9 protein-coding genes and 2 pseudogenes are annotated in these 10,538 nt (G+C 61.1%); 6 read left to right on the plus strand and 5 right to left on the minus strand.

The annotated features are described in order from the left end of the window. Together IQ35_RS16950 and IQ35_RS16955 are read right to left on the minus strand one after the other, a co-directional pair. Entirely contained in the window at positions 1 to 561 is a 561-nt protein-coding gene (locus IQ35_RS16950; RefSeq protein ID WP_145075221.1) for a recombinase family protein, read from the minus strand. Between the two features lie 171 nt (positions 562 to 732). After that, positions 733 to 1,155, minus strand: coding sequence for a MerR family transcriptional regulator (locus IQ35_RS16955; protein ID WP_014072603.1), 423 nt, complete (start codon positions 1,153 to 1,155; stop codon positions 733 to 735). A gap of 76 nt (positions 1,156 to 1,231) precedes the next feature. Between IQ35_RS16955 and IQ35_RS16960 the strand changes: the two genes are divergently transcribed. The 4 genes from IQ35_RS16960 (at position 1,232) to IQ35_RS16975 (ending at position 6,486) form a co-directional block, all read left to right on the plus strand. Next, the gene (locus IQ35_RS16960) at positions 1,232 to 1,627 is read left to right on the plus strand and encodes a mercuric transporter MerT family protein (RefSeq protein WP_014072602.1); all 396 of its coding nucleotides are present in this window, start codon (positions 1,232 to 1,234) and stop codon (positions 1,625 to 1,627) included. A gap of 12 nt (positions 1,628 to 1,639) precedes the next feature. Next, positions 1,640 to 1,969: a heavy-metal-associated domain-containing protein gene (locus tag IQ35_RS16965; RefSeq protein WP_004213249.1), complete on the plus strand. Its 330-nt coding sequence runs from the start codon at positions 1,640 to 1,642 to the stop codon at positions 1,967 to 1,969. Between the two features lie 79 nt (positions 1,970 to 2,048). Next, complete coding sequence (merA, locus tag IQ35_RS16970) at positions 2,049 to 3,425, plus strand: mercury(II) reductase (RefSeq protein WP_021222959.1); 1,377 nt, start codon at positions 2,049 to 2,051, stop codon at positions 3,423 to 3,425. A 91-nt stretch (positions 3,426 to 3,516) separates the two neighbouring features. After that, positions 3,517 to 6,486, plus strand: coding sequence for a Tn3 family transposase (locus tag IQ35_RS16975; RefSeq protein WP_014072601.1), 2,970 nt, complete (start codon positions 3,517 to 3,519; stop codon positions 6,484 to 6,486). A gap of 60 nt (positions 6,487 to 6,546) precedes the next feature. Here the strand turns inward: IQ35_RS16975 and IQ35_RS16980 are convergent. After that, positions 6,547 to 7,430 (minus strand): annotated as a pseudogene (locus tag IQ35_RS16980) (IS3 family transposase); the annotation flags it as partial. A gap of 59 nt (positions 7,431 to 7,489) precedes the next feature. Between IQ35_RS16980 and IQ35_RS16985 the strand changes: the two are divergent. Beyond that, positions 7,490 to 8,140 (plus strand): SDR family NAD(P)-dependent oxidoreductase, encoded by a 651-nt coding sequence (locus tag IQ35_RS16985; protein WP_260401587.1) that lies wholly within the window; start codon positions 7,490 to 7,492, stop codon positions 8,138 to 8,140. A 346-nt stretch (positions 8,141 to 8,486) separates the two neighbouring features. Here the strand turns inward: IQ35_RS16985 and IQ35_RS16990 are convergent, their stop codons facing one another. Further along, positions 8,487 to 9,725, minus strand: coding sequence for a site-specific integrase (locus tag IQ35_RS16990; RefSeq protein WP_013039113.1), 1,239 nt, complete (start codon positions 9,723 to 9,725; stop codon positions 8,487 to 8,489). A 146-nt stretch (positions 9,726 to 9,871) separates the two neighbouring features. Between IQ35_RS16990 and IQ35_RS16995 the strand changes: the two genes are divergently transcribed. After that, positions 9,872 to 10,222, plus strand: coding sequence for a hypothetical protein (locus IQ35_RS16995; protein WP_242003388.1), 351 nt, complete (start codon positions 9,872 to 9,874; stop codon positions 10,220 to 10,222). A gap of 86 nt (positions 10,223 to 10,308) precedes the next feature. Here IQ35_RS16995 and IQ35_RS21330 read toward each other — a convergent pair. Then, positions 10,309 to 10,538: pseudogene (locus tag IQ35_RS21330) on the minus strand (integrase); the annotation flags it as partial.

Genomic DNA, 10,538 nt, shown 5'->3' on the forward strand with positions numbered 1-10,538 from the left:
TCACGCAGCCGCTCTTAAATATTGATAGAGCGTCTCCCGGCTAATTCCCATTTCCCGCGCGATGACGGATTTTTTCTCGCCCTCGCCCACGCGCCGCACCAGTTCGGCGACGCGCTCCTCCGACAGCATCTTCTTGCGTCCGCGATAGGCGCCGCGTTGTTTGGCGAAGGCGATGCCTTCGCGTTGGCGTTCGCGGATGAGAGCGCGTTCGAATTCGGCGAAGGCACCCATGACCGAAAGCATGAGATTGGCCATCGGCGAATCCTCGCCGGTGAAGGCGAGGCTTTCTTTGACGAATTCGATGCGGATGCCTTGGCGGGTCAAGGACTGGACGAGCTTGCGCAGGTCGTCAAGGTTGCGGGCGAGGCGGTCCATGCTGTGGACGATGAGGGTGTCGCCTTCTCTAAGGAAAGAGAGCATTGATTCGAGTTGCGGGCGGCCGGTGTCCTTGCCGGAGGCGCGGTCGGTGAAGACCCTGTCGAGGGCGACGCCGTCCAACTGGCGGTCGACATTTTGTTCGAAGGCGCTGACCCGGACATAGCCGATCCTTTGACCCTTCATTTTGCCCCCCGATGGCCCGATCTGTCAGCTTGGGTTCTAAGAGGTTGATCGGCATCTGTCAATAAATGCGGAAATCGGCTCTTAACTGACATGTTTCGGTACAGCCGTCTGACGTCCGGTTAGACTATACTCCAAGCTGACATCACAAAATCAAATCCCTCAAAGATGGCGTCAATTGCCTTGATGGGGTAAAAACTGGAGTGCTTCCAGGATGGGACATTCGGCAACGTCATCTCCAGTGCATCTGGCTAACGTGGTCGCCAGCGTCACCTCTATCTTCTGCAAATCTGCAATGCGGCGGCGGACATCTTCAAGGTGGAGTTCGGTTCTCGCCATAACCTCCGCGCAGGTTTGTGCACCGGTATCGGTGAGCGACAACAATGACCGTATCTCATCCATTGCATAGCCAAGGTCGCGCGCGCGCAGGATGAACTGCAACCTTTGCACCAGTTCCGGCGAATAGACGCGGTAGCCGTTGGAACTGCGAGGCGGCCCCGGCAGCAATCCCACCTTCTCGTAATAGCGGATGGTTTCGAGATTGCAGCCTGTTTTCCGGGCAAGCTGGGCACGCAAGATGCCGACCTGTTGCTCCATGAAAATACCTCTTGAGTCTGTAGTGGCTACAGAGCCTACACTGCGAATCACTCAGTTGGAACAAGGGATTCAAGCCATGGTCTCAACGCCGGAAGCGGGACAGCCAGCCCTCACCGAAAACCACGAGCCGAAGCAGGCAAACTGGGTTGCGGCGGGCGCATTGATCGGCGCGGGGCTCGCCTCGGCTTGCTGCGTCGTCCCGCTACTGTTGGTTATGCTCGGAATTTCCGGCGCGTGGATCGCCAACCTGACGGCGCTCGAACCTTACAAGCCCTATGTCGCAGGCGTAACGCTCGCGCTGCTCGGCTACGGCTTCTGGCATGTCTATTTCAAGCCGAAACCGCCCTGTGAAGACGGTTCCTACTGCGCTCGTCCACAATCGGCTTGGACCACCAAGGCGGTGCTGTGGCTGGGCCTTGCCGTCGCCATCCTGGCGCTCACCATCGACTGGTGGGCACCCTGGTTCTATTGAAAGGAAATACCCATGAAAAAGACAGTATGTATCGCTATGGCCGTGCTGGCTATGGCTGGCGGCGGGGTCGCCTATGCAGTTAGTGGCACGGCGCAAGATCGCCCCGCGGCTACCGCAACCGCTCAGAAGCAAACCACCTTTGCCATAGAGAACATGACCTGCGCCACCTGCCCGATCACCGTGAAGAAGGCGATGGAAGGCGTCGCCGGGGTAACGGCGGTCACGGTCGATTTCGCAGCCAAGACCGCGCGCGCAACCTATAACCCGCGCCGCACCAATGCTGCTGCGATTGCCGCTGCATCAACCAACGCGGGTTATCCGGCGCGCGCTATTCAAAACTGAGCGGGGCGCCGCCAGCGCCTCAAGAAAGCGATAAGCAATGAACGACTGTTGCAACCGCCCCGGGCAGGAAGGATTTGACGTGGCCGTCATCGGCGCGGGTTCTGCCGGGTTCTCCGCCGCGATCGCCGCTGCCGATCTGGGCGCGAAAGTGGCGCTCGTCGGTCACGGCACGATTGGCGGCACCTGTGTCAATGTTGGCTGCGTTCCTTCCAAGACGCTGATCCGCGCCGCCGAAGCGGTGCATGGTGGGCTTGCCGCCGCGCGCTTTCCCGGCCTTGGGGGCGCTGTCCAGATGGATGACTGGTCCGTATTGGCGGCGTCGAAGGACGATCTTGTCACGACGCTGCGCCAAAAAAAATATGTCGATCTGCTGCCCGCCTATGACGGTGTGAGCTATATCGAGGGCAAGGCACGCTTTGCCGATGGTGCGCTGATTGTCGGCGATGCGCCCATGAAGGTCGGCAAGGTCATATTGGCGATGGGTGCGCACGCCGCCGTGCCGCCGATTCCGGGGATGGACAGCGTGCCCTACCTAACCAGCACATCGGCGCTGGCGCTGGATCGCTTGCCCAAATCGCTGCTGGTGATCGGTGGCGGGGTGATCGGGGTAGAACTGGGACAGATGTTTTCGCGTCTGGGCGTTGATGTCACCATCTGCTGCCGAAGCCGCCTGCTCCCCGAAATGGACCCGGAAGTGAGTGCCGCGCTGAAAAACTATTTGGAAGCCGAGGGCGTGCGGGTTTGCGCAGGTGTCGGCTATCAGCGTATCGCCCAAACACAGAGCGGGGTCGAATTGACCTGCGAGGGGCATTGTGACACCGTCGCGGCGGAACAGGTGCTCATCGCCACCGGACGCCGACCCAATAGCGACGGGCTTGGGCTGGAGGAGCGCGGCATAGTGCTTGCCCGTAATGGTGGAATCGTCGTCGATGACCACCTCGAAACGTCGGTTCCAGGCATTTACGCGGCGGGCGATGTAACGGGACGGGACCAGTTCGTCTACATGGCCGCCTATGGCGCAAAACTGGCCGCGCGCAACGCGGTGACGGGCAACCAATACCGCTACGACAATTCCTCCATGCCATCCGTCGTCTTCACCGACCCGCAAGTCGCCAGCGCCGGCCTCACTGAAACGACAGCACGGGCGCAAGGCCTGGACATCAAGGTTTCGCTGCTCCCGCTCGATGCTGTGCCAAGGGCACTGGCAGCACGCGATACGCGGGGTCTCATCAAACTGATTGCCGACAAGGCGAACGACCGTTTGCTGGGCGGCCAGATCATGGCACCCGAAGGCGCGGATTCGATCCAGACACTGGTGCTGGCGATCAAACACGGCATGACCACCCTGGAATTGGGTGCAACGATATTTCCTTACCTGACCACTGTGGAAGGCCTCAAACTGGCGGCCCAAACGTTTGATAAGGATGTCGCCAAACTGTCTTGCTGCGCCGGGTGATTGCTCGGGGATCAACCGGCAACGAATGGCCTCCCTCCAGTGCAAGCCGCTTTGGTGTCAATTTTGTTATTCGCCTCAGCGGGAGAGCAAAATGGCACGACGCCGACTTCTGACCGGAGACGAGCGCCGGCGCCTGTTCGATCCTCCTGTCCAAGAAACCGCGATCATTGGGCATTATACCCTTTCTGCGGAAGATGTTGAATTGGTTGGGCGCCGCTATGGTCCAGCAAATCGCCTCGGTCTGGCTGCACAAATCGCTTTGATGCGACATCCCGGCTTTGGTCTGCAACCCGAGATCGGGCTTCCCGACGTCATTCTTCAGTACCTCGCGGCACAGTTATTCGTCGATCCTTCCTCCTTCTCTGCATATGGTCAGCGCGCGCAAACCCGTACCGATCATGCCGATCTCGTGGCGCGTTATCTTGGCATACGCCCGTTTCGACGCGGCGACCTGGCACTTGCCCTGAATCTTGCCGCGCAAGCCGCCGAGTATACAGACAGAGGTGAACCGATTGTTCGCGCCCTCATGGTTGGCCTGAAGGGTGAGCGGTTCATTCTTCCGTCAGGCGACACACTGGAACGCGCCGGTCTTGCTGGCCGGGCACGCGCACGCAAAGCTGCCGCAGCCGCAATCGTCGAAGGCCTCAGCTCTGCTGAACTGACACGGCTAGACGAACTCGTAATCAACAACCCGGATTTCGGCATGACACCGCTGGCGTGGTTGCGTAATTTCGAAGAAGCCCCGACTGCGGCCAATATCAATGGCTTGCTTGAGCGCCTGCGCTATGTTCGCGGCATAGGTATCCACCCGGTAGTTGGGGGCGCCATTCCGGAATTCCGCTTTGCCCAATTTGTCCGCGAGGGCGGCGTGGCACCGGCATTCCTGCTTTCGGATTACAGCGTCAATCGCAGGCGGGCGACGTTGACGGCCGCAGTGATCGACCTTGAGGCCAGACTTGCCGATGCCGCGATCCAAATGTTTGACCGACTTATCGGCGGCATGTTCACGCGCGCGCGGCGTGGGCGCGAGCGTCGCTACCAAGATAGTATTCAGTCGGTGGGGCAACTCATGCGGCTGTTTGGCGCCACGATTACAGCACTTGATGAGGCTGTCCAGAATGGCGGCGATCCGCTCGAATTGATTGACGAAGCGGTGGGCTGGCACCGGCTTGTTGCGGCAAAGGCCCAAGTAGATGCCCTTGCTGATCTTGCCGGCGAGGACGCACTGGTAACGGCAACCGAGCGTTACGCCACGCTACGGCGTTTCAGCCCGGCATTTCTGGACGCCTTCACCTTCAAGGCGTCTGGAACAGGGACGGCACTGATCAAAGCCATCGATGTCATTCGCGATGCGAACACACGAAAGTCGCGCGACCTTCCCGATGGCGTTCCACTGCCATTCCCCAATCGGCAGTGGAAGCGTCTCATCACCGAAAGCGGCCGTATCGACCGCCGACGTTATGAAATTGCGATCATGGCAACCTTGCGTGATCGTTTGCGCGCCGGTGATGTATGGATCGAGGGAACCCGCAACTATCAGCGCTTCGATGCCTATTTGCTGGGTCGGCGCGACGCCGCCAAAGTGGCGGATGTGCTTCCGTTCGATTCAAATGCTGCATCCTACCTCGCTGACCGGGCACGAAATCTTGACTGGCGGCTGCGCCGATTTGCCAAGCAGTTGAAAACAAACAAGCTTGAGGGAGTGTCGCTCGAACGAGACCGGCTCAAGCTTCAGCAAATGCCGCCTGTCACCCCACCGGAAGCTGAAGCCCTCGATCGCAAGCTCGATACCCTGCTTCCCCGCGTGCGCATCACCGAGCTGCTGCTTGAAGTCGCCGAACGCACTGGTTTTTTGAACGCATTCCGTGACCTGCGCTCAGGCAAGGAGCACGACAACCCCAGCACGGTACTCGCCGCAATTCTGGCTGATGGCACCAACCTCGGGCTGGAGCGGATGGCCAATGCCAGCGAAGGCGTCAGCTATGCCCAACTCGCATGGACCCACAACTGGTATCTTTCACCCGAGAACTATCAGGCCGCGCTGGCCATGATCATCTCAGCCCATCACGAATTACCCTTCGCGCGGCATTGGGGCGCTGGCACCAGTTCGTCGTCCGATGGCCAGTTCTTCCGGTCGGGGCGGAGCCGTTCAGGGGCGGCGGACGTCAATGCCAAATATGGCGCCGAACCTGGCGTGAAAATCTATTCTCACCTTTCCGATCACTTCGCATCATTCGGATCACGGATCATGTCCGCGACGGCAGGTGAAGCGCCTTACGTGCTCGACGGGCTTGTCCTGGGCGCCGGCAACCTTCCGTTGCATGAGCACTATACCGATACCGGCGGCGCCACCGATCATGTTTTCGCACTCTGCCACCTACTCGGGTTCCGCTTCGCGCCCCGGCTGCGCGATATTGGCGACCGCAAGCTGGGTTCGATCGCTGCGCCATCGACATACAAGGGCATCGAAAATCTGATGGGCCGCACCATCAAAACGGCAGCGATCGAGGCCGATTGGGATGACATCGTCAGGATTGTCGCCTCAATCAAGGATGGCACGGTGGCGCCGTCAGTAATCTTGCGAAAACTTGCCGCCTACAAACGCCAGAACAGGCTGGATTTTGCATTGGCTGAACTGGGCCGTATCGAGCGCACTTTGTTCACGCTCGATTGGCTTGAACAACCGGAACTGCGACGTGCCTGTCAGGCCGGTCTCAACAAAGGCGAGGCGAGGCACACGCTTGCCGCCGCCATCTATACCAACCGGCAGGGTCGGTTCACCGATCGCTCGCTGGAAAATCAGGAATTTCGCGCATCTGGGCTGAACCTGCTGATTGCGGCGATTTCCTACTGGAACACGGTCTATCTCGACCGGGCCGCCCAGCACCTCAACGCTGTCGGCACGACGTTCGATGCGGCACTGCTTGCGCACCTTTCTCCGATGGGCTGGGCGCACATCAGTCTGACCGGCGATTACCTCTGGGAGCAGGCCAGGCGACTTCCAGCAGGTGAATTCCACCCACTCAACGAGCCAATGGCGCGGTTGAAGCGTGTAGCGTAGCCCATGTTCCGCTTATGTCCGAGAAATCGTTGTCTGGCGAACAAACCTTGAGGTGACGCCATATTGGCTGCCGCGGTCCGAATGATGAATGAGCCCTTGGGGCGGACGCCGCAGGACGAGGGCCTTGCGCAGCGCCGCCAGCGCGAGATCGCGGTGCAGCCGGTCGCCGACAGCCCAGCCGACGACGCGACGGGAGAACAGGTCGATGACCACGGCCAGATAGAGCCACCCCTCTCTGGTCCAGACATACGAGATGTCGACGCCCCACTTCTGGTTGGGCGCGGTCACGGTGAAATCCTGGTCGATGATGTTCGGCGCGATCGGCCAGGCGTGTTCGCTGTCGGTCGTCCGTTTGAACCGGCGCTTCTGCCGGGCGCGCAGGCCGTTCTCGCGCATCAGCCGCGCCGTGCGACGCCGCCCGATGGCAAAGCCATCATCCTGCAACTCGCGCGTCATGCGTGGACTGCCGTACGTGCCGTTCGACAGCGCGAACCCCGAGCGGACATGCGCCAGCATCACCATGTCGTCGCGCTGGCGCCGACTGGCCGGGCGATCCTTCCAGGCGAAATAGCCGCTCTGGCTGACGCCGAGTACCTGGCAGAGGCGGTGGACCGGGAAATCCTTTCTCGCCCGATCGATGAGCGTGAACTTCATCGACTTCCCTCCCGGGCGAAAAAAGCGGTCGCCCGCTTCAGTATGTCACGCTCCTGCCGGAGGATCTCGTTCTCCCGCCGAAGCCGCTTCAACTCGGCAGCCATATCTGCCTGCGGCGCTTGACCGGGTGCCTCCACCAAACGATCCCGGCTGCGGCCGATCCAGCGCACCAGCGTCGATAGCCCGACACCCAGATCCTCCGCTATCTCCCGTTGCGTGCGTCCACTGGTCGCCACCAGTCGGACCGCTTCCTCCTCGAATTCCTTCGTGAAACGTCGCTGCTTCGTCATCGAGTTCGCCTTTCACCTCAAGGGAACTCTCCACTTTTCCGGGGCAAGTCCACGACAACTTGCGGGAGCTACAGACCGAAATTGACGAGCGGTTCAATGTGCCGTGCGAGATTATAGTGGCTGATCAACGTGAAATCGAGGGCAGGGAGAAAATCGCGGCTAAGGTTGCAGAATTGCAAGTAACAGCCGCTTTGTTGGTTGCCGGAATGACGAGCGTTGGTTCATTTGATGCAGGCCGTGCCGACACTTATGCCGAGGTAATTGAAACAAACATACTCGGTTTCACGGATTTGCTGGCTCGCCTGATTGCGATTTTCAGGGAGCAGCCGTTTGAATCCTCAGTAATCGCCGTGTCGAGCCTGGCGGGCGAAACATCCGTGCCCTTCCAAGCGGTCTACGGCGCGTCGAAAGCCTATGTGAGCACCCTCATGCGAGCGCTTTCCGTGGAGCTTGCCGGGACGGGAGTGAGTGTTGGGTCTTTTGCACCCGGTGGAATCGACACAGACATGGCTGCCCTCAGCGATTTGAAGTGGGGGAGGTTGGGTTTGATGGACGTTGACCGGTGCGCGGCCCATGCAGTCCACGTTCTGGTTTATCGGCAATCCTTCGCCATACCGGGGATGGGCAACCAGCTCACATATTTGGCGAGCAGGGTTCTACCTCGATCGTTGGTCAATCGGATTGCCGCCCTCCCATATCGGCGCCCGTAGGGCGGCACCACATAAAAGGGGCAGGAAAGCCTGCGAATAGCATCTGCTGGCATCGTACCGGATTTGTTCGCCCTTAGCGTGCAGATACGTCACTTTCGTGTAGTCACCCCTTCTTGTTTCCTCTTCGAAATTGGACTGTGCTGATGAGTTTGAGCGATGGTGGCTTCGCTCATACACTACGCGCTACCAGGCCCCTGCCCGTTTCTTAGGCTTAACGTTGTAGCTCAAGACCCCGGGGGCTCAGCCTCCCTTCTCCGGTTCTTGCCGCTGCGCAAATCCCTCGATCTACCTGCCGCCGTCGTGTGGTCGCACGGCATCATCCAAAGACCTATTTAGGCCGTCATGACTAGCCAATCTTCGCCATAAGGCGCCCCGCCGCCCCCTGCTCTGCCGCGAGATTGCGATTATAAGCGAGCGGCATCCGCGGCGACTTCCACCGCAGCGCGTCCATGATGCCGGCCAAATCCTCCCCGCTGGCGAACAGGTCCTGATTGAGCCCGATCCGCGTCGAGTGCGCACTGATCCCCTTCAGCAACCGCGCCAGATCGTCCGCCGTCAAATCGGGCAGCGCGCCACGGTCGAACGCGCGGCCGATGATCGACCGAAAGATTGGTCCGATCGAGCCCGGGTGCAGCGCCACGGTGCCGATGTCATATTCGACGCGCGCCTTCACCGCCGGCTTGGACAGCGTCTTGCGCAGATCCCACGTCTCCCGGCCCGAGATGCTGTCGATCGGCCGACCGCGCACGGCTGCCCGCGCCTTGTAGCGCCGCACCTGCACCCGCCGGAACAGCGGCCCTGTCGTGATCCCCGCCGCTTCGGTCCACGCCGCGATCGCCGCGACGGTGCGCGGGCTGAGGTAGGCGGTCGCCCCCTCCCCGTCTTGATCGCCCTTATGACGCAGAATCTGCAGCAGCCGCGCTTCGGGATCGATCGCCTCCTCAATATGCTCAATGGCGACCGCCACCAGTTCGGAGGCGCGCAGCCCGGTGTCATAAGCGGCCGATAGCAGCGCCCGATCACGCAGCCCCGGCAGATCCTCGCCACAACTCTCGAGCAGCGCGCGGATGTTGAGCCCCCGCGCCTTGTCGCGCTCGACGTCGCGCACCGGGCCCTTGAACCGCAGCGGCCGCGCCTGCTTCTGCGCAGCCCCCTTCTCGCGGCGCACCGTCTGGAGCCGCAGCTTCACCAGCGGCGCCGGCGTCGGATCCTTGAGCTCGAGCAGCTGGTGGATCTTGGCGATCGACGCCTTGTAGCGGGATAGCGAGGCCGGCCGGCTCCCCTTCCCGGCCCGCGCGTCGAGATAATCGGCCACGGTCTCGGGCGTGGCCGGCAGCGCGATCCGGTTGTTGCGCCTACACCACGCATCGAACGCCTCGACGTCGGACTTGAGCGCACGGATGCTATGGGGCGATGAAGCGGCCTGATAGGCGGCGATCAGGCCCTCGTTGACGGTGATGCGCTCGCCGGCGCGCATCTGCACGATCGTCCACGCAAGGTCGGCCGGCGCCCTGACGGCCGGCAGGACAGCCTCAGGCGGCGCTACGGGGATTTCTGGCCCTTCCCGGGCGGTTTCGGTGCTCACGACGCGCCTCGCTCCTCAGCCGCGCTTGTAGCCCACCTTATAAAGAACGGTCAAATCTGCTTATGTGATAAGTGCAATTATCACATGTTCGTTCACCAACCACCTGAGTAATTGTGCAGTGTTTTGGCATTCACTACACATCCGGCATGGAGCGCTTCCATCCCCTCGCCGCCGACACCGACGTCCCACCCGAGGAGCTCGCCCTCGCGCAAGGCGAATGCGCGCTGGCGCTCGGCCGGCTCGACGGGCTCCTCGCCAGCCTCACCGATATCGAAAAACGGCTGTTCTGCGTAGGGCTGCTGCGGGAGGTGTTGCTTTCATCCCTGGCGCAAGCGGGATTTGCGGACGCCGAACACCGGTTCAACGCCTGGTTCGCCGGGCTCGACCGCGGCCCCCAAGAGACACCCCTCACCGGCTGCTCCGCCTATGCCGTGGTCCGCGCCCTGCTCGGCGAACTCAGCCGTCATCCGTGGGAACCTGTGAGCGGACGGAATTGACTGCAACGAGCCGATTTTGAAGCGCCCCAAGGACCGACAAAATTACCTGCAGTGGCCACGGCTACATTTCCGTTCGGCTTCACTTGTCACCTTCTCACCTTCCCCAGCATAGCCGCTGCGGCATTCGAGGCAGGGGCGAGCTTGCGTCCATAGCGCAGCGCGGTCGATGTCGATGTCCAGCGCAGCGCCTGGGCAACAGGGCCTGCATCGGCCCCGCTGGCAAATAGATCCTGTGTCAGCCCGACCCTCAACGAATGCGTACTGAGCGCAGCTATAGCGCGATCGAGCTTCTTGCCCATCAGCGTCACCAGACCCG

The organism is Sphingobium wenxiniae, assembly GCF_007830065.1.
GTDB lineage: Bacteria > Pseudomonadota > Alphaproteobacteria > Sphingomonadales > Sphingomonadaceae > Sphingobium > Sphingobium wenxiniae.

Bases quoted from the DNA above. Each gene is read 5' to 3' on its own strand.
- IQ35_RS16975 (WP_014072601.1), top strand. From the start codon at position 3,517: ATGGCACGACGCCGACTTCTGACCGGAGACGAGCGCCGGCGCCTGTTC.
- IQ35_RS16960 (WP_014072602.1), top strand. From the start codon at position 1,232: ATGGTCTCAACGCCGGAAGCGGGACAGCCAGCCCTCACCGAAAACCAC.
- IQ35_RS16950 (WP_145075221.1), bottom strand. From the start codon at position 561: ATGAAGGGTCAAAGGATCGGCTATGTCCGGGTCAGCGCCTTCGAACAA.
- IQ35_RS16995 (WP_242003388.1), top strand. From the start codon at position 9,872: ATGGAGCGCTTCCATCCCCTCGCCGCCGACACCGACGTCCCACCCGAG.
- IQ35_RS16965 (WP_004213249.1), top strand. From the start codon at position 1,640: ATGAAAAAGACAGTATGTATCGCTATGGCCGTGCTGGCTATGGCTGGC.
- IQ35_RS16955 (WP_014072603.1), bottom strand. From the start codon at position 1,155: ATGGAGCAACAGGTCGGCATCTTGCGTGCCCAGCTTGCCCGGAAAACA.